Source organism: Flavobacterium flevense (genome assembly GCF_900142775.1).
GTDB classification, from domain to species: domain Bacteria; phylum Bacteroidota; class Bacteroidia; order Flavobacteriales; family Flavobacteriaceae; genus Flavobacterium; species Flavobacterium flevense.
In genome coordinates this window covers 613001-632521 of record NZ_FRCC01000002.1, presented here as the reverse complement: position 1 = coordinate 632521, position 19521 = coordinate 613001, and the positions used below count along the sequence as shown (strand labels likewise).

At 33.7% G+C, this 19521-nt stretch carries 19 protein-coding genes; 3 read left to right on the top strand and 16 right to left on the bottom strand.

The features are described 5' to 3' along the window. Window positions 1-35: 35 nt before the first annotated feature. Together BUB89_RS05860 and BUB89_RS05855 are read right to left on the bottom strand one after the other, a co-directional pair. Entirely contained in the window at window positions 36-977 is a 942-nt protein-coding gene (locus BUB89_RS05860; protein WP_073242870.1) for an OmpA/MotB family protein, read from the bottom strand. Window positions 978-1053: 76 nt separating this feature from the next. Beyond that, window positions 1054-1818, bottom strand: coding sequence for an exodeoxyribonuclease III (locus BUB89_RS05855; protein WP_073242869.1), 765 nt, complete (start codon window positions 1816-1818; stop codon window positions 1054-1056). A gap of 140 nt (window positions 1819-1958) precedes the next feature. Here BUB89_RS05855 and BUB89_RS05850 point away from each other — a divergent pair, with 140 nt between their 5' ends. Next, window positions 1959-3770 carry a GNAT family N-acyltransferase gene (locus BUB89_RS05850; protein ID WP_073242867.1) on the top strand — a complete coding sequence of 604 codons (1812 nt, stop codon included), beginning with the start codon at window positions 1959-1961 and terminating at the stop codon, window positions 3768-3770. A 110-nt stretch (window positions 3771-3880) separates the two neighbouring features. Here BUB89_RS05850 and BUB89_RS05845 read toward each other — a convergent pair whose 3' ends face one another. From BUB89_RS05845 to BUB89_RS05830, 4 genes are all read right to left on the bottom strand, one after another. Beyond that, window positions 3881-4675 carry a hypothetical protein gene (locus tag BUB89_RS05845; RefSeq protein WP_073242864.1) on the bottom strand — a complete coding sequence of 265 codons (795 nt, stop codon included), beginning with the start codon at window positions 4673-4675 and terminating at the stop codon, window positions 3881-3883. A gap of 303 nt (window positions 4676-4978) precedes the next feature. Then, the gene (locus BUB89_RS05840; RefSeq protein ID WP_073243052.1) at window positions 4979-5260 is read right to left on the bottom strand and encodes a TM2 domain-containing protein; all 282 of its coding nucleotides are present in this window, start codon (window positions 5258-5260) and stop codon (window positions 4979-4981) included. An 82-nt stretch (window positions 5261-5342) separates the two neighbouring features. Continuing rightward, window positions 5343-5858 carry a DUF805 domain-containing protein gene (locus BUB89_RS05835; RefSeq protein WP_073242861.1) on the bottom strand — a complete coding sequence of 172 codons (516 nt, stop codon included), beginning with the start codon at window positions 5856-5858 and terminating at the stop codon, window positions 5343-5345. A gap of 86 nt (window positions 5859-5944) precedes the next feature. Next, entirely contained in the window at window positions 5945-6892 is a 948-nt protein-coding gene (locus BUB89_RS05830; RefSeq protein WP_073242859.1) for a 2-hydroxyacid dehydrogenase, read from the bottom strand. A gap of 525 nt (window positions 6893-7417) precedes the next feature. Here BUB89_RS05830 and BUB89_RS05825 point away from each other — a divergent pair. Further along, window positions 7418-8470 (top strand): glycoside hydrolase family 43 protein, encoded by a 1053-nt coding sequence (locus BUB89_RS05825; protein WP_073242857.1) that lies wholly within the window; start codon window positions 7418-7420, stop codon window positions 8468-8470. A gap of 82 nt (window positions 8471-8552) precedes the next feature. Here the strand turns inward: BUB89_RS05825 and proC are convergent, their stop codons facing one another. From proC to BUB89_RS18145, 10 genes are all read right to left on the bottom strand, one after another. After that, window positions 8553-9332 (bottom strand): pyrroline-5-carboxylate reductase, encoded by a 780-nt coding sequence (gene proC, locus BUB89_RS05820; RefSeq protein WP_073242855.1) that lies wholly within the window; start codon window positions 9330-9332, stop codon window positions 8553-8555. A 29-nt stretch (window positions 9333-9361) separates the two neighbouring features. Beyond that, window positions 9362-10714, bottom strand: a complete 1353-nt coding sequence (gene mgtE / locus BUB89_RS05815; protein WP_073242853.1) for a magnesium transporter — start codon at window positions 10712-10714, stop codon at window positions 9362-9364. Next, window positions 10704-11483 (bottom strand): 16S rRNA (adenine(1518)-N(6)/adenine(1519)-N(6))-dimethyltransferase RsmA, encoded by a 780-nt coding sequence (gene rsmA, locus BUB89_RS05810; RefSeq protein WP_073242851.1) that lies wholly within the window; start codon window positions 11481-11483, stop codon window positions 10704-10706. Before rsmA ends, mgtE begins: the two co-directional genes overlap by 11 nt. 68 nt (window positions 11484-11551) lie before the next feature. Further along, window positions 11552-12436, bottom strand: a complete 885-nt coding sequence (locus BUB89_RS05805; protein WP_234982542.1) for an Abi family protein — start codon at window positions 12434-12436, stop codon at window positions 11552-11554. A gap of 274 nt (window positions 12437-12710) precedes the next feature. Then, entirely contained in the window at window positions 12711-13034 is a 324-nt protein-coding gene (locus tag BUB89_RS05800; RefSeq protein ID WP_073242847.1) for a DUF4286 family protein, read from the bottom strand. 118 nt (window positions 13035-13152) lie between these two features. Beyond that, window positions 13153-14931, bottom strand: a complete 1779-nt coding sequence (locus tag BUB89_RS05795; RefSeq protein ID WP_073242845.1) for a tetratricopeptide repeat protein — start codon at window positions 14929-14931, stop codon at window positions 13153-13155. 126 nt (window positions 14932-15057) lie between these two features. Further along, window positions 15058-16329: a serine--tRNA ligase gene (gene serS / locus BUB89_RS05790; RefSeq protein WP_073242843.1), complete on the bottom strand. Its 1272-nt coding sequence runs from the start codon at window positions 16327-16329 to the stop codon at window positions 15058-15060. A gap of 195 nt (window positions 16330-16524) precedes the next feature. After that, window positions 16525-17880 (bottom strand): sensor histidine kinase, encoded by a 1356-nt coding sequence (locus tag BUB89_RS05785; RefSeq protein ID WP_159434567.1) that lies wholly within the window; start codon window positions 17878-17880, stop codon window positions 16525-16527. A 159-nt stretch (window positions 17881-18039) separates the two neighbouring features. Continuing rightward, window positions 18040-18579, bottom strand: coding sequence for a DMP19 family protein (locus BUB89_RS05780; RefSeq protein WP_073242839.1), 540 nt, complete (start codon window positions 18577-18579; stop codon window positions 18040-18042). A 107-nt stretch (window positions 18580-18686) separates the two neighbouring features. After that, entirely contained in the window at window positions 18687-18857 is a 171-nt protein-coding gene (locus BUB89_RS18145) for a hypothetical protein (protein WP_170215505.1), read from the bottom strand. Window positions 18858-18997: 140 nt separating this feature from the next. Between BUB89_RS18145 and BUB89_RS05775 the strand changes: the two genes are divergently transcribed. Continuing rightward, entirely contained in the window at window positions 18998-19507 is a 510-nt protein-coding gene (locus BUB89_RS05775) for a TlpA family protein disulfide reductase (RefSeq protein WP_073242838.1), read from the top strand. The last annotated feature ends 14 nt before the right edge of the window (window positions 19508-19521 follow it).

Below are 19521 nucleotides of genomic sequence, written 5' to 3'. Positions count from 1 at the left end.
TTTATAACTTTACGACTTTCGATTATGAAAAAAATTTAATCAATTTCGTTTAACATTTCGGCAATTTCGTCTAATCTTGGCGTTAGGATAATCTCGATTCTACGATTTTTCGCTTTTCCTTCAGCTGTATCATTTGTGGCTAATGGAGAGAATTCTCCTCTTCCGGCAGCAGTCAGATTCTTTTTATTAATAGCTCTGTTTTCGCTTAAAATTGCAACAATTGCAGTAGCTCTTTTAGTGGATAAATCCCAGTTATCAGCAATAGGACCTGAACCTCCATAAGGGTCATTATCAGTATGTCCTTCAATAAGCACGGCAATATCCGGATTATCTCCTAATACTTTTCCTAATTCAACAACTGCTTTTTTTCCTTCAGAACCTACTGACCAGCTTCCTGAATTAAAAAGCAATTTGTTCTCCATGGACACATATACTTTCCCGTTTTTTTGCTCCACTGTCAGTCCTTTACCTTCAAATCCGTTTAAAGCATTGGATAAGGTTTCTTTCAGTTTTCGCATAGTCGCTTCCTTAGCAGCAATCTTATCTTCCAGTTCTTTCAAACGTTCTGCATTTTTATTCAAACGTTCCTGTTCAATTGATAATGCTTTTTCCTTTGCTTCTAATTCAGCCAGTAAATCACGATTTTTTTTCAGGTTATCCTGTAACGCTTCATTACTGTTTTTTTCTAAAGCTTTGTAAGAATCCTGTAAACGGTCCATTTTTTCATTCAGGGCTTTTTGATCTGCAGTTAGTTTATCACGCTCTGATTTTATTTTATCCAGACTCTTTTCTAAAGCGTCTTTGTCTGATTCTAATTTATTTTTAGCTTTTAAAAGGCTCTCGTTTTCATCGGACAAGCTTCTGTTTTCTTTCTTTAAATCAGTATACTTATTCTCTAAATCACCATATATTTTTTTAGAAACACAAGAAGTTGAAAGAGCTAAAACTAATAAGCCTAAGGAAATTTTTTTTATCATTTTTGTTTAATTTTATTGGAATGAAAATTATTTTTTCACATTGCCATTGCTATTGTAATTGATATTACCATTGATTTTATTCAATATCTACAAGAATAGGACAATGGTCTGAATGTTTTGCTTCAGGCAAAATAAGTGCTTTTTTGATTCTGTCTTTTAAGGGTTCGCTCACTAAACAATAATCAATTCTCCAGCCTTTATTATCCGTTCTTGCGGTTTTTACACGCACCGTCCACCAGGAATAATGTCCCGGTTCTTTGTTTAAATGACGGAAACTGTCAACAAATCCGTTTTTCATAAAAGCATCAAGCCAGGCACGCTCTTCCGGAAGGAAACCTGAAACTTTAGCATTCCTGATGGGATCATGAATATCAATTGCTTCATGACAAATATTATAATCCCCACAAATAATAAGATTTGGAATCTCGTTTTTTAAATTAGTTATATAATTTTGAAAATCATCCATAAACATAAATTTATGGCTTAATCGTTCAATATTAGTTCCTGATGGCAGGTAGAGACTCATCACCGAAAAATCATCAAAATCTACACGAACTGTTCGTCCTTCGAAGTCCATGTGCTCAATCCCCGTGCCATAAACCACATTATTAGGTTTTATTTTTGACAAAATAGCAACACCACTATAGCCTTTTTTAGTTGCCGGAAACCAGTAATGATAGGGATAACCCGCTAATTCAAAATCCAGTAACGGAAGTTGATCCGGTGTAGCCTTAATTTCCTGAAGACAAACCACATCTGGTTTTGACTGTTCTAACCAACTGATAAATCCTTTTGAAATTGCTGACCGAATTCCATTCACATTATACGATACAATTCTCATTTAAATTTGTTTTATAGGTTTTCAAAAATACTAAAAAATAATGCGCTTATGGCACAAAAAAAATAAAATCAAATGAAGCTCATAGCCGGATAATGGAGTTTTTTTCTATCTTTGTTTTTCGCTCAAAAAAATAAAAGTAAATGGGTTTAGTTACCGCCAAAGAAGTTGCTAAAGCAATTAATGTTGAGAAATACGGGGTCTTAGGGACTTTTTCCGGTTGGTTATTAATGAAAGTGCTTAAAATTTCTACACTCAATAAAGTATACAATCGCAATAAACATTTAAAAGAAATTGATTTTTTAAACGGAGTTGTCGACGATTTACAAATTAAATTTGAAATTCCAGAAGAAGATTTTAAACGATTACCTAAAGATGGTGCTTATATTACTATTTCAAATCATCCGTTAGGAGGAATTGACGGTATCTTGCTGTTGAAATTAATGCTGGAAAAAGAGCCTAATTTCAAAATCATTGCTAATTTTCTGTTGCATCGAATAAATCCTTTAAAACAATATATTATGCCCGTCAATCCTTTTGAAAATCATAAGGATGCAAAATCAAGTGTTTTAGGAATTAAAGAAACCCTTCGGCATTTAAGTGACGGAAAACCCTTGGGAATGTTCCCTGCCGGCGAAGTTTCCAGTTATAAAGACGGACAACTTGTGGTGGATAAACCCTGGGAAGAAGGTGCCATAAAAGTAATCAGAAAAGCACAGGTTCCTGTGGTACCTATTTATTTTCATGCTAAAAACAGTCGTCTTTTTTACATTCTGTCTAAAATAAGCGGCACATTGCGAACTGCTAAATTGCCTTCGGAGCTTTTTAGTCAAAAGAACCGCGTGATTAAAGTGAGAATTGGTAAACCTATTTCGGTGGCTGAGCAAAATGAATATGACACTATTGAATCCTACTCAGAATTTTTAAGAAAAAAAACCTATATGCTTGCTAATCCTTTTGAAAAAGAAAGCAAGTTACTAACTCCTTCTAATTTAAAAATCTCCCGTAATCCTAAAGAAATTGCAGGTCCGGCTAATGAGGAAAAAATCATTTCGGAAGTAAAAGCTTTAAGAGATACTGATTGCCGATTGCTACAAAGTAAAAACTATGAAGTTTTCTTTGCAGGGGCAAACAAGATTCCAAGTATTTTACATGAAATAGGACGCTTACGTGAAATTACTTTCAGAGAAGTGGGCGAAGGAACAAATGAATCTATTGATTTGGATAAATTTGACCAATATTACCACCACTTATTTTTATGGGATGAAGAGGCTAAAAGAATTGCCGGTGCCTACAGAATGGGATTGGGTTCAGAAATTTATCCTAAAAGTGGCATCGAAGGCTTTTACCTCAACGAACTGTTCCGATTTGAACCTGAATTGCATGAAATGATGCACCAATCCATTGAAATGGGACGTGCCTTTATCATCAAGGAATACCAGCAAAAACCAATGCCGTTATTTCTTCTCTGGAAAGGAATTATCCATACTACATTGCGTTTTCCGGAACATAAATACCTTTTAGGCGGGGTGAGTATCAGCAATCAGTTTTCGGATTTTTCAAAATCGCTGATGATTGAATTCATGAAATCCAATTATTATGATCCTTATATTGCGCAATATATTCATCCTAAAAAAGCTTACAAAGTAAAACTAAAGGATGCCGACAAAGATTTTATATTCAATGAAACTGAAGCTGATTTGAATAAATTTGATAAAATCATTGATGAACTGGAGCCGGGTATATTACGTTTGCCGGTATTGATAAAAAAATACATTAAGCAAAATGCAAAAGTGGTAGCTTTTAATGTAGATCCTTTATTCAATAACGCCGTGGATGGTCTGATGTATATTAGAATTGCCGATATTCCGGAAAGCACTATGAAACCGGTTATGGAAGAATTCCAGGCCGAACTGGAACGAAAATTTAATGAAAAAGGAGAATATCCTATATAACAAAAAAGTCTCTGAAAATTCAGAGACTTTTTTATGTTTAAATCTGTAAGTATCTCTTTTCTTGGTAATTAATACTTGTTATTGTTATTCTATTTGTTCTGATAAGTTATTTAATTAGGCCATTCTAATTCGAGAATAAACTCTAAATTATTATCAGGATAAGTTAGCGTAACAGTGTTTGGTTTTGTTTGTTTGTAAGAAGCTAGTGAAAATTGTATATAGGGAGGACTCTTTGTTAAATCCTGACCTACATTATTATTGTCAATATCGACTAATTCAAAATTAAAGCTGTTATCCGGATTAAGATATAAATTTAGATTTGATAAGTTCCAAGTTAAATCACCTTGGTTTTCTTTTACTTCTGATTTATACCAAAGTTTTTGATTTAATGTGCTTTCAAATGGGCTATTAAAGTTAAGTTTAGTGATACCAAAACAAACATCAGCCAAACGATTTGGGTCAGTATTGCTGTATTCAAGATCCCAAGAAGTATTCATTCTATCGAAAGAATTAATTTTTAGACTAAGAATTTTTACGCTATTCCCTTTGACTACATTAAAAGTAATTGATTTTATTTCGCTAGTTGTATTGTCTTCTTTAACACCTTTAAAATAAAGGGTTTTTCCACCAACATTTGTAAATCTATAGTTTAATGTTAAAGTTTTACCTATACCACCACCAGGGTATACAGAAGAAGAAGTTACAAAGTTGTCATTAGATAACTCGATTCCTTTTAAGTGTTCAGGACTTGTAATAGTTAGGGTTAAATTTTGATCTACAGTTACAGTATTATTATCTGTAGTTACATTAATAACAAAAGAAGCAGTTGTGTCATTCATTTTTTCTGCATCTGAAGTGCATGAAATAACAAGGACTATAGATAAAATGGTAATAATTTTTTTCATTAAGTTTACTTTTTTGTGTTTTTACTATGGAATAGTAATATTAAAAAGCAAAAATAGTTATATTAAGTAAGAAAAAAACCTTACGTATTAAAATTGACAATTGGATAATGAAAGTCTATTAAAATTATATTTTTAAAAATATTTTATGTCCTTTTTGCAAAAAGTATCTTTGTTTTTCCTTTTTACATAATAAGAATATATTTATATTTCTTTTGTGTTTTTAAAAGAGAAATAAAGATGGCTTGAGCATATAGGAATGATTATAAAGTAAAAAATCCCGATAATTTCGGGACTTTTTTTTATTTAAAACCAGGGTTTTCGCCCTAGCTGATAGGTTCTGTAAAATTCCTCATCGGATTTGGTTAAATAAATAATACCTTCAATAAGTCCTAATAATCCGGTAAGAGTCCCAAAAGTAATCAGACTTAGAAACAGCCAAATAATTCCTTGTTTAGTATACCCCAATAAAAATTTATGAATTCCAAAAGGACCCAAAAGTATCGCTAACAAACCAGCGGCTAACTTTTTATTATCCTCCGGATACGGTTGCGGATTGTTCCAGTGTTCGTATTTTGAATTTTCCATAATCATCCATTTAATTGATTATCATACTATAAAATTAGGAATTAGTTTTTAAATCAATTGGAATTAGCTGATAAAAAATCAACTATAATTGAGAAGTCCCTATTTCATTAATTTCAGCAGCATCATTTTTAGGATCAGATCCATATTTATTTGGACCTTGCTCTCCCTCAGTACAAAAAAGTACCAACATCCATATTGACATCGCCAATACAACTAAAAGTGGAGCAAAAAAAGCAATTCCAAGAGAACTCATTGAACCTCCTGACATTAATACCGAAAATCCGGAAACTACCATCACTATAACTAAAATTATCATTATTCCATAAAAAAGCAATAACAGCTTACCGCTTTTACCAATATCATGAAGTCTTCTTACTGAGACAGCTAAACCAGGTATAAACACAGCCAAATTATATAAACCTCCTAAAATTCCAGAATTAGAAGTCCCTACTTTTAACCCTAAAACATTATCTAATACACTTAAAATTATACCAATAATTATATTAGCCAATACGAAATACCAATATTCGCTTCTTCTGGCTCTGCCACTAAAATTTGCATAGTTTTCGAAAACTACTTTTTTGTACCATTCAATCATAATTAATATTTTTTTAGTTAGTTAATCCTACTTTAGGATTTAGGCTACTAATATATACATTTTTACAGAAAAGTAGTACTGATGATTTAATTAAAATATAGTTTTTTAATCTTATCTACAATAACCTGCGCTAATCGTTTGTGACTTTCAAATGTCCAGCCCGCCACATGAGGCGATAATAATACATTATCTGCTTCTAATAAATACTGAAAAGCTTCCGGCGTATTTTTATCCTGAAATAAAGTTTCAAATGAAAGTTTTTCATATTCTAAAACGTCTAATCCGGCACCTAAAACTTTACCGGACTGCAAAGCCGTTACCAGATCGGCTGTTACAATATTTTTTCCTCTCGAAGTATTAAAAATCCAAAACGGTTTTGCAAAAGCGTTGATATATTCAGTATTAACCATTTTATCGGTTTCCGGTGTCCACGGAAGATGCAAACTCAAAACATCTGTTTTTTGCTGTAATTCGGCTAATGAAACCTGTTTTGCATGAACATCACCCACATTTTCTTTGATATCATAACAAAGCACCTCCACATCAAAACCTCTTAATTTTTTGGCAAACCATTTTCCCATATTGCCGTAACCAATAATACCTACCGTTTTTCCGTCCAGTTCATGACCACGATTGCTTTCTCTGTTCCAATGCCCGGAACGAATTTCCCTGTCGGCAGGGTTCAGATTATTAAAAAGCGACAAAATCATTCCCAGAGTATGTTCGGCAACTGCATTTCTGTTTCCTTCAGGAGCGGCAATTAATTCAATATTTTTAGAAGCTGCATAATCACAATCAATACTTTCTAAACCGGCACCTACACGAGCAATAAATTGCAAATTTGTAGCCTTATCTAAAAATGTTTTGTCAATTTTAAAGCGGCTGCGAATTACGATTCCATGGTAATCCTGAATTTTTGATTCGATAACTTCTTTAGACGAAGTAAAATCTTCGTGATTTTCAAAACCTAATTCCTGCAATTGCTGCATTAAAACGGGATTATTACTGTCTAAGTGAAGAATTTTTATATTCATATTTGTTTTTAAATTGAGACTCCAAAAATACAAAAAACCATTTCTAAATTTAGATAAACTTAGAAATGGTCTCGTGTTGAATTAATCAAACCTAAAGTAGTTTTTTACATACGCTGTTTTTTTACGGATACTTTTAATTAATATCTGATTACTTTTTCATCTCCGAATAAGAATCGGGAAATCTTGTCATAAAACATGTTGAATAACTTTTTCATAATAATATATTTTTTAAATAGTTAAAAATTAAATCATTAACAAGAAAAGTTATGTGTAGACTGGGTATGCTGTTTATAAAATTACAGCTATTTTTACAGAATTAAAAACAACTGTGCCATTATTCGATGTAAAGCAAATTTAATAGATAAAATACATGAATATCAATGCATTATGTTATTTTATTTACAAATTTTAAAGCCTAAAATACATCCGATGAAGTTATTCTTAAAAATTAAAAAGAAATATTAAATATTTATATATTTGCAACAAATGTATTTTTTACATTTAAAAAACAATAGATAAGAAACAATGAATACCATCACAAACCTCTTTCGTCAAACCTTGTTAGGCTGCTTTATCCTTATTGGAATAAATGTACATTCGCAAAAGCTAAAAAAGAATCAGTTCGATAATCCTTTAGCATTACAACGGGCTGATCCCTTTGTTACCAAAACCGCAGATGGTACTTATTATTTTATTGCCACGGCTCCGGAATATGACCGTATTGAAATTCGCAGTTCTAAAACCATTAACGGAATTAAAGAAGCCAAGCCGGTTGTAGTATGGCGTAAACACAGTAAAGGCGAAATGGGAAATCATATTTGGGCTCCGGAACTCCATCGGATTGATGGCAAATGGTATATTTATTTTGCAGCAGGATCAGCTGAAGACAGATGGAAAATACGCATGTATGCTTTATCAAATCCTTCTGAAGATCCAACCAAAGGAGAATGGAAAGAAGAAGGTCAGATTGTAACAAACAAAGATGTCTTTGCTTTAGATGCTACTACTTTTGAGCATAACGGGCAACGTTACCTTATTTGGGTAGACAGAGGTCCCGGAAATGTGGTAAACACCAGTTTGTATCTTGCAAAAATGACAAGCCCAACTACTGTTGACAACAAGCAGGTTGTAATTAGTCAACCAGATTATGATTGGGAAATGCATACTTATAAGGTAAATGAAGGCCCGGCGGTATTAATCAGAAACGGAAAAGTGTTTTTAACTTTTTCTGCCAGTGCTACTGATGCTACTTATTGTCTGGGTTTGCTTTGGGCTAAAGAAGATGCTGATTTACTGAATCCAAAATCCTGGAACAAACTGGACAAACCGGTTTTCTTTACGAATGAAAAATTCAAACGCTACGGTCCGGGACACAACAGCTTTACCGTTGCCGAAGATGGCAAAACAGATGTTATGATTTACCATGCCCGTGATTATGAAAAAATTAAAGGAGATGCCTTGTCTGATCCTAACCGTCATACCAGAGCCAGAGTATTAAAATGGACTAAAGACGGTATGCCTGATTTTGGTCAGGACATGGATGACAATGATATGGCTTTGAAGAAAAAGAAAAAATAAATAATTGCCTTTTAGTTTTATTCCAAAAAAAGGGCTTCCCGAAAATTATGGGGAAGCCCTTTTTGTATTTTAGAACAGAAATTTAAACCCCTTTAATTTTCTTAACCGCTGCTTTTATTCCGCGGATTAATGAGGAACTGAATCCGTGTGATTCCATTTCGCTCAATCCGGCAATAGTACAACCCTGAGGAGTAGTTACTCTGTCAATTAATTGTTCCGGATGAATTTGTTCTTCCATAACCATCTCAGCAGCTCCTTTTACCGTTTGTGCCGAAATAGCCAATGCTGTTTTCCAGTCAAATCCTATTTCGATACCTGCCTGCATGGAGGCTCTGATGTAACGCAAAGCAAAAGCAGTTCCGCTTGCGGCTAAAACAGTAGCGGCATCCATTAATTTTTCGTCAATTACCGGAGCTGTTCCTAAATCTTTAAAGATAGTTACTAATTTTTCTCCTTGTTCTGCATGTTTTTCATTGAAAGAAATACAAGTTGCCGAAGCGCCGTATTGTGCCGCAATGTTAGGCATAATTCGAATGGCCTGATGGTCTTCGCCAATTTTACTCTGAAGCGCTTCAATAGACAATCCGCTTACTCCCGAAGCAATTATTTTATTTGAAATAACAGGAAGAATCTCCGCTAAAACAGTATCTACCTGATAAGGTTTAATGGTTAAAATAATAATATCAGCCTGTTGTATGTTATGTTTATTATCCGAAGAAACGCTGACGCCTAATTTTTCTAAATATAAAATGCTTGCAGTGTTTCTTCTTGTTACAGTAACCTGATGTTCAGTAGAAAATTTAGCCATTCCTAATGCAATAGCTGCTCCTAAATTCCCTCCTCCTATGATATGTATATTCATATATTCTTTATTATATTATCTTCTAATTTTTAAAAACCTAAAATCATTTTGGCAATCGAAAAATAAATTAAGATTCCGCAGATATCGTTACTTGTTGTAATAAAAGGTCCCGTTGCAAGAGCCGGATCAATCCCGAATTTATCTAATAACAAAGGAATAAATGTCCCGATTAAGGACGCGATTACAATTACAGAAACCAGAGCAATAGTCACAATAAGACCTATTACCATTTCTACATCCAGAAAAAAATGACTCCCAACGAATAAAATACTGGCCAGGATAATCCCATTTAGTAAACTCAGCGAAACTTCTTTAATCAATCGGTTAAACAACGAACCGCTCAAGGTATCATTGGCCAGACCCTGAACAATAATTGCCGAAGATTGTACTCCAACATTTCCTGCCATCGCTGCAATTAATGGGGTAAAAAAGAACAGGTTTCCGTGTTCTAACATCGCACCTTCAAACAATCCCAAGACTCTCACGGTTATAAATCCACCTAATAATGCTAAAACTAACCACGGCAAACGTGCTTTAGTCAATTCCATGATGCTGTCATCGGCCTCAACGTCTTGTGAGATACCCGCCGCCAACTGGTAATCCTGATCGGCTTCGTCCTTGATTACGTCTACGATGTCATCAATGGTAATTCTTCCCACTAAGCGTCCCAGCTCATCTACTACCGGAATAGCCTCTAAATCGTATTTTTGCATGATACGGGCTACTTCAACATCTTCGGCATCAACATTTACATAATTGAGTTTTCGAATGTAAACGTCGCTAATAGCTGTTTTGGTAGAAGTAGTCAGTAAGTCTTTTAACGACAAGCGCCCTTTTAACCGATCTTCATCATCCACTACATATATAGAATGTACACGGGAAATATTCTCGGCCTGAATACGCATTTCTTTTACACAGGTGAGTACGTTCCAGTTTTCATTGACCTTCACCAATTCCTTATGCATGATTCCACCCGCAGTATCTTCTTTATAACGAAGTAAATCTACAATATCCTTAGCGTGTTCAACATCTTGTAATTCGGAGATTACTTCTGCTTTAATTTCTTGCGAAAGTTCAGCAATAATATCGGCAGCATCATTAGTTTCAAGTTCGTCTAACTCTTCTGCGATTTCTTTTGGCGAAAGCCTGCTTAATATATTCTCACGCAAATCATCTTCTAATTCCAGAAGAATTTCTGCCGTTTTATCACTATCTAAAACCTTAAAAATATAAGTTGCATCGTCAAAATCAAGTTCGTCCAGAATTTCCGCAATATCAGCATGGTGGATATCATTGAGGATAACTTCCAGTTTATGGTCGTTTTTTACCTCAATAAGTTCCTTAACTTCTTGTATTAATTCCTTGCTGATTTTAAACTCCATCGGCTTCTATTTTTTGAGTAAGTTCGATAAATTGTGCCACGTCCAACTGTTCCGGACGGAGGTCAAAGATACTATCTTCTCTTAAATTATCCGATAAATTGAGTGTTTTTAAACTGTTACGTAACGTTTTACGGCGTTGTTGAAAAGCAGTTTTTACCACGGTAAAAAACAATTTCACACTACAAGGCAAGCTGTAATCTTCTTTTCGACGCATGCGCATCACACCCGATTTCACCTTTGGTGGCGGATTAAATACGTTTTCATCAACAGTAAATAAATATTCCGTATCATAAAAAGCCTGCGCTAAGACAGATAATATTCCGTACGCCTTACTTCCTTTTTTCTCGCAAATACGTTCTGCCACTTCTTTTTGAAACATGCCCGAAAACTCCGGAATTTGGTCTCTCATTTCTAAAACTCTAAATACAATTTGGGTCGAAATGTTGTATGGAAAATTTCCAATGATAGCAAATTGCTTGTTTTCGAAAACTTCATTGACATTGTATTTCAAAAAATCCTGAGAAATGATTTTTCCATGTAATTTTGGATAATTTGCCTCTAAATAAGTCACTGATTCGGTATCAATTTCAATCACATAAGTTGTGATGGCTTTATCCAGCATATATTTAGTCAAAACTCCCATTCCCGGCCCTATTTCCAATACATCCTGATAGCCTTCTAAACTGAGTGTATCAGCAATGGCTTTAGCAATACTTTCGTCTTTTAAGAAATGTTGTCCGAGGTGTTTTTTAGCTTTTACTTTATCCATGTTGTTGTTGCGAGGCACGAAGCGATCTCGTATTTTTAAGTTTATGTTGAGAATTCAAAAACTGAAAATTATTTCCAAAGATTTTCTTCTTCCCAGTTGGGTTTCATTCCCAAAGCATTAGAATCAATATTTGGATATTTTATGAAAAGCTTCGATAATCTTTTTCTAAAATTATTTTCAGGTTGAATTCTATCTAATAAATATTTCATAATGCAAAGATGAACATATAATTTCTCATTCTGTTTGGGTACGTCCTCAACCCAATTGAATGGTGGATTAGGCAGTAGTTTTGGATTTCCCGGTAAATTTTTATTCCATAATCTGGAATGATGTGCACAATAATTTCTAATTTGCGCAATAGATTGTAGCCAACTTGGCAAAAATGTATGATTGACTACTCCAAATTCTTTGGCAATTATATCTTTCGATTTTACGGTATTTTTTAAATTACCATATAACTTTGATAAAGAACCAAAACTTGTTTGCTCCAAAGATTTCCAGGCAGGAGGAAATCGTAAATCATCTTTGTGGTTTTTAAAATGATTTTTTATGGTCGTTTCTTTTGTTCTTTCCAATTCCTCTTCTAAACTCGAAAGTGTTTTTACTAAGGCTTTACTATCTATAAATAAATCAAAATTTTGAAACCACCAAGGACTGAATTCATGAGATAAATGATAAATCAGTTTTGTTCGTAAACTTATTTCAATTTTTTCGATAATATCAAATAATAACATTCTAAGTTCACTATCAAATTGATAAAGAGCTATAACATCTTTAAATTTACTATTCTCTTTAAAAAGATGATTATTTTTGTCAGATTGCATGGAGTGCCAATATTCTCCAAGTCTATAATAGCTGATATGAGATAAATAATGTGTGGCGTTATCCTCAGAAGTGATTAATAAACCTCTTGTTTCTAATCTTTCAATTTGTTCTTGAATAGTAAAAGGCATTTTTTCGAACATAATGAAATCAAAAAATTAAAAACAGAAACATCTTTAAAGCAAAAGACACACCCTGGGACGCTGTCTTTATCACTAAAAACTGTAGCGTGGTGTGTACTGTTAGTACAAAGGTATTAAAAAAAACCATTAATTAATAACAAATTGCTTTTTAGTAATTAGAACAGTTCATTAACCCACTCCTTTTTTGAACTAATAATCAGAAATAACTTTCGGTTCAGTCTTAAAAGTGAACCTTTCTGCTTACAAATCAGAAGTATTGGTTTTAATTATTCTGAAAAAACTCGGAAACTAATTCTAATTCTGTTCTGAAAGACAACATTTTATCGGCAAATAACTTCATTGCTTCTGCCTGAAAACGTGCCTGATCTTCCTTATAATATTTTTCTAAAGTTGTTTTACTGTCTGTAGTATATTGAATGGAATACGTAGTTCCTCCCATTTCTTCTTCAATCAAAACACGAACCATTCGGGCTGATGTAAATTTACCTGTTGCCAGCATTTCCGGGATGTGCTTGTGTTGCATCCAGATCATCCATTGGTCGTGAACGCTTTCGTGTATGTTAGTAGTTATGTTGTATATTATCATTTTTAAAAGTTTTCCTCACCCCAACCCTCTCCAAAGGGAGCTGGAATAGAATTAATATTGTCAATTATTATAAAAATCTAACCTTTTTGCAATTGTTATTGTCATTGATATTGCCATTCTAAAGATTCTTATCTCCTCTTAATTCCCTAAATTTCTTTCTGGCTTCTACAAAATAAATACTGTCCTGATGATTAAAAATAATCTTCTCGTACAGCGCTTTTGCCTTTTCAGGTTCGTTTAATCTTTTGCTATAAATTTCTGCCGAAAAAAACAGAGCTTCATCTATATAAATTCCATCGCTGTGATGGTCAATTATTGATTGGTATTGGCTTAAAGCCAAATTATATTCGGCTGTTTTTTCATAAGTTTTCCCCAGTCGCAATTGCGTAACGGCTTCAATTTCATCTCCTTTAAAGGTGTTTAAAACCAACTGAAATTGCGTAATAGCTTCCTGATTCCTGTTTTGATACAACAGATAATCGCCCTTTGCAAAAGCCTTCAAAGCGGTTTGGGTAGAATCAGCTACCGTGTTATCATTTATTAATAAAAAATATTCTAAAGCATCATTAGCAATCAACTGTGTGTTTGCCGATTTCAATTCTTTAAATTGTTTCAATGCCCAAGCAAAATCACCTTTGAAATAGCTGGTTTTGGCAGCTTTTAAACTGGCTTCATGAGCTACGGCATCATTCTTTAAATCCGTTTCAATTTGGGAATAATACAACAATGCCTGATTAAATTTTTGTTCGAAAAGCAAAATATCCGCCAGTTCCATTTTGGCCTGAGCCACTTCATAATTATTGAGTTGCAACTCCAGAGCTTTTTTTACAATCGCTCTTCCCTGCTCTGGTTTCTTGAGATTAAAAGCCACAAAATGCGCCTGAATCAGCTGCAAAGATAAGGTAAAAGGACTGATTTCATACTCTTTCAATAATGCCTCAATTTCGGCATTGATGGTTGCATAATCTTTTTCAGCAGCATTTTTAATTTTAAGTTCGGTCAAATAGGAATGTGCCTGAACTAATAATCCTAAATCTTTGGTGTTTTCAATTACAAAAGTCAAAATTTCTCTTGCTACTTCCTGGTCTTCCTCTTCAATGGCTAAGTTGGCCAAATTCAAAATAGTAGAAAGCGACTCAGGATTGCGTTTATAAATGGCTTTTTCCTGAATAAAGGCTTTCGAAAACTCCTTTTGTTGTACATAAAACCAACTTAAATAGTGATTCCAGAATAAATCCTGAGCTTTCTGAACTCTTAAAATAAGTGCTTTCCGCAAAGCATTACTAAAACTTGCATCGGCTTCATCGGTCATAAAACGGGACAACTGATTTTGAATAATAATGGAATTCTGAGGATTGGCATAAGCCTCCTCCAAAAACGTTTCAATCATTTTTTCAAAATTGCCTAATTGCCCGTACAACAAACCCTGCTGGTAATTAAAATTATAATTGGGCTGGATTTCTGTTGCTGTCTGATAAGCTTTTAAAGCATATTCTAATTGTACTTTCCGTTCCAAAGAATTAGCAATTCCATATACTTCATTGGGATTTTTACGAATGCGTTCTATCGCCTGATCATAATAACTTTTAGCTTTCAGATCGTTTTTTTGCAATTGGAAATTATATCCTAATTCGACTAAAAGACTGCCCTGATTGTATTTGGCGAGTCGGTTTTGAATGGCTTTTTCGGCAACATCAAATTGTTGTAATTGCTGGTAACAGTCAATGGTTCTAAGAAAATATTGCAAATTTTGAGGAACATTCTCTAATAATTCCTCGTAACTGATTTTGGCTTTTTCAAAATCTCCTTTATCGTAATAATACTGCGCTAATTGTTCGTTTTGCGAAAAACAAATCAATGAAAAAAACAGAAAAATATGTAAAAAGAGTTTTTTCATTATTCGATTTTTTTTCGCCGAACACAATTTAGTTCAAAATTATTTAACCGCAAATTCGCAAATTTTATTTTTACTTAACTTAAAAAAATAATTTGCGAATTTGCGGTAAATGAAAACAAACGAAAGTTAGTTTATAATATCAAATCCGCAATACGGACGTAAAACCTCAGGGATTACAATACCTTCCGGAGTTTGGTAGTTTTCAATAATTCCAGCTAAAACTCTTGGCAAGGCCAATGAACTTCCGTTTAAGGTATGTGCTAATTGGTTTTTTCCTTCTTTGTCTTTAAAACGCAATTTCAAACGATTAGCCTGAAAAGTTTCAAAATTAGATACAGAAGAAATTTCTAACCAGCGATCCTGAGCGGTAGAAAATACTTCAAAATCATAAGTCAAAGCGGATGTGAAACCCATATCACCACCACAAAGACGTAAAATTCGGTATGGTAATTTCAACTCGTTAAGGATTTCTTTTACGTGTTCTACCATTCCGTCCAGAGCTTCATACGATTTTTCAGGATGCTCGATGCGTACAATTTCCACTTTGTCAAACTGGTGCAAACGGTTCAATCCGCGAACGTGTGCTCCATAAGAACCTGCCTCACGACGGAAACATGGTGTATAAGCTGTAGTTAGAATTGGGAATTCACTTTCGTTTAAAATCACATCTCTAAACAAGTTGGTTACAGGAACCTCAGCCGTTGGGATTAAATATAAATTATCCGTAGCGTCATGGTACATCTGCCCTTCTTTGTCCGGCAATTGTCCTGTTCCGTAAGCCGAAGCTTCGTTAACAAAATGAGGGACCTGCACTTCATTGTAACCGGCAGCGGTATTTTTATCTAAAAAATAATTGATTAAAGCCCGTTGTAAACGCGCTCCTTTTCCTTTGTAAACCGGAAATCCGGCTCCCGTGATTTTATTTCCTAATTCGAAATCAATGATGTCGTATTTTTTTACCAACTCCCAGTGTGGTTGTGCTCCTTCGTGTAAAACAGGTACTTCTCCCGCTTCAAAAACATTCTGGTTGTCATCAGCCGATTTTCCTTCCGGAACAATATCAGCCGGCAGGTTAGGTAAAGTATATAGTTTTTCAGTTAATTCCGCAGCAATTGCTTCGGCAGTTTCTGCCAGTTTCTTACTTTTTTCTTTGTTACTAACTGTTTTTTCTTTTAAAATAGCGGCTTTGGCTTTTTCGCCCGCTTTCATCATTTCACCAATGTCTTTGGATAATTTATTAGATTCAGCTAAGATGTTGTCTAATTCTACTTGCGTAGCACGACGACGCTCATCAAGTTCTACTACTTCTTCCACCGTAGATTTAGCGTCCAGATTCCTTTTGGCTAAAGCCTGGATTACTTTTTCCTGATTCTCTCTAATAAATGCAATTTGTAACATAGTTTGTTTTTTATAACTATAAAAATTTCTAATAACGGTAGCAAATTTAAGGAAATGTTTGAGACTTACAGGGTAAAGTTTTAAGGAAAAAAATATTTCACAAAGTAGCGCGAAATTAACACAGAGATTCACAAAGTTTAATTTAAAATTCGTTAAGTTACTTTGTGTAATAAAAGGATATTACCAAGGCAAAAATTAAACAGAATCAGGAATACTAAACTTGAAATTACTTCCTTTGCCTATCTCGCTTTCAACCCAAATTTTGCCACCATGTTTTTTAACAAAATCCTTACACAACATCAATCCTAAACCAGTTCCTGTTTCGTCATTGGTTCCTGATGTGGTGTTCCTGTGGTTGATGGCAAATAGATTGGTAATTTTTTCGGGCGGAATTCCAATGCCGTTATCTTGTACGGAAAATACAATTTGATTGTTTTCTCTTGTTATCGAAAGTTGTACTTCTCCATTATTTTCGGTGAATTTTATAGCATTCGAAATAAGATTGCGAAAAATTGTTTCCAGCATATCCTTATCGGCAAAAGCATATTCTTCGTTTTTAATTTTAGATTCTATACGGATATTTTTACTTTTAGCAATATTGTCCAAAAGACTTATCGTTTTGTTGATAATTGGACTGATTTCTATTTTTTTAGGACTAAATTCAAGACTCCCCGTTTGAGATTGTGCCCAGGTTAAAAGATTCTCTAACAAGGAATAGACATTTTTTGAGGATTGGTGAATGAGTTGGATAAATTCGTTCGTTTCTTTCGGCTTCAATTGATTATCATTTTCCAATAACAATTCTGACAATCCAATAATCCCATTAAACGGACCTCTCAAATCGTGGGCAATGATGGAGAAAAATTTGTCTTTATCATCTAACAGTTTTTTGACTTGCATCTCTTTTTCTTCCTGTAATAAAAGTAAATAACCCACTCCACTGATAATCATCATTAAAAATATAATCAAGAAAATGATTTTTTGTGTCGGATCAACTGAATACAGCGTTGTTGAAGTTTTAAAAAGGGGATAAAAAGTTCTGAAAACTAACACTATCAATAATATGACGTAATTAAAACCTAATATTTTTTTAAACAAACTGCTTCGCGTTGCCATTAAAAATTGTAAAGAAGGAAGAATTAGCAACGTAAAAATAATAATCGATGCTAATGAAACACGAATATTAGCTGCGGCTTCAACAAACACAGCGCCATAAAAACTCAACAGTGTAATAATGAATAACAGGAACTGTATTTGGTAAGCTTTTTTAGAACTGTCTTTAACCATCATTAACATTGCGACAGATTCAAGATAATAACTGGTAAAAACTAAAGTGTTTGTAATTAAAATATTAACCGGATTAAACGTAACTGTATCTGTTCTTAGAAAAAAAGCCAGCCACGCAAAAGATTGAAAAATTTTAGAAAAACCAAATACTAACAAATGGGTTTTATTTTCCTTGCTAAAAAGTGCAAAACGAAAAGTAAAAACCAGCGTAGCTAAAGCAAAATTACCCCAAAACAATAATCCCATTGTGTTGCGAATATCCAACACAAATAATTTAAAAAATTGATTCAGGGTCTCCATAACTATCTCAGGCTTTTCTTCTGACTATTTATCTGTTTCTAGTTGAGACAAAAATATACTTATTTTAATAGTATTCTTAAAAAGCAGGAAACTATTTGAGTTTAAAGTTAAATTATTTCGAAATTATTCCCGTTTAATCTCGCGACCTACAAATTCTTCTAAAAGTTCAAACATCGCATCTACCGAAAGTACCTGTGTATCGGGATGGTTTTTCAAAAAATCAGCATTTAATTGTGCTAAATTTTCTTCTAATTCGAAAAAGAGGTCATTATTCAGTAAATCACGAATAGGATTTACTCCTTCGAGTTTGCCTTTTAAGAATTTTTCTCTTTTGACACTGCTCATCAAACGAACTTTTTTAGCATTCTCCTGAAATAATTCTAAATGTTTTTCGGCACCAATTAACTCCAAGCCTTCTTCGATTAACTCGTTCAGTTCTTTGTTCCAACCTGAATTATACACAAATTGCGCAAAATTTCCCGACACATATTGAGAGTAGTAATAATCCAGATAATAACTCATTAAAGCGTCTTCGTGAATCAAATCATCATCAATTTTCTCCTCACGCATCAGGTTAATTACCGAAATATTTGAGTTGATAATGTCCTGAGGATTTTCGCTATTGGCTGCGTTTTCTGAGATAATGATGCTTCCGAATTCCATTCTTGAGTTTTTAAAGGATTGGTTGCAAATTTCGGGGAAATAATTGAGGTTGCGTTTATTTTTAACCGCAAATTACGCAAATTAACGCAGATTTTTCAATGCTAAAATCATTCAGGATTAGATTCATCCTTTTTCTTTTGCTGATTCATTTTGGTAACTAAAGCTTTTAATCGTGCTGCTTTTGCCGCTTTTTCTTCTTGAAGTTTGGCTTTTTTACGGTTCAATAATTTGGTATGCAAAGCCTTGTTTTTGGTGTTTTTTTCAGGTCCTTTAGCCATGATTTATTTTATTTAAATCTGGTTGTAAAGATAAACAAACCTTAGAACAAATAATAACTTTCAGATGAACAACCGAAAGTGTTATTTGTAAGAAAAAAAACAATATATTTGAAAGACAACTATAAACCAACAAACCAATAATGAAAAAATCAGTACTAGCATTTTGCTTTTTAGTAGCTGTGAATGCTTTTTCGCAAGAGAAAAAAATGTGGGCAAAATCAATCATCAATCAAAAAGCTCCCAAACTAGTAGTAGAAAATTGGCTTTCAGAAAAACCTAAGACAAAAGGCAAATTTGTCCTAATTGATTTTTGGGCTACCTGGTGCGGACCTTGCAAAGTAGCTATTCCGGAATTAAATCGTTTTAAAACGGAGTTTGAGAATGATTTGGTTGTTATTGGCATCAGCGATGAGCCCAAAGAAAAAGTAGCTGAATTGGTTGCTCCAAAAATAGAATACTACAGTGCTATTGATACCCAGAGAAACATGTACAATTCTTTAGAAGTTAAAGGAATTCCACATTGTATTTTGATTGATCCTAATGGTATTGTTCGCTGGGAAGGTTATCCTTTATTGAATGGATTTAGACTCAACTCGGAAGTGATAAAAGAGATTATCCAAAAATATAAAGGTACGGATGCTACAAAATAGCTTTGATTTAAAGT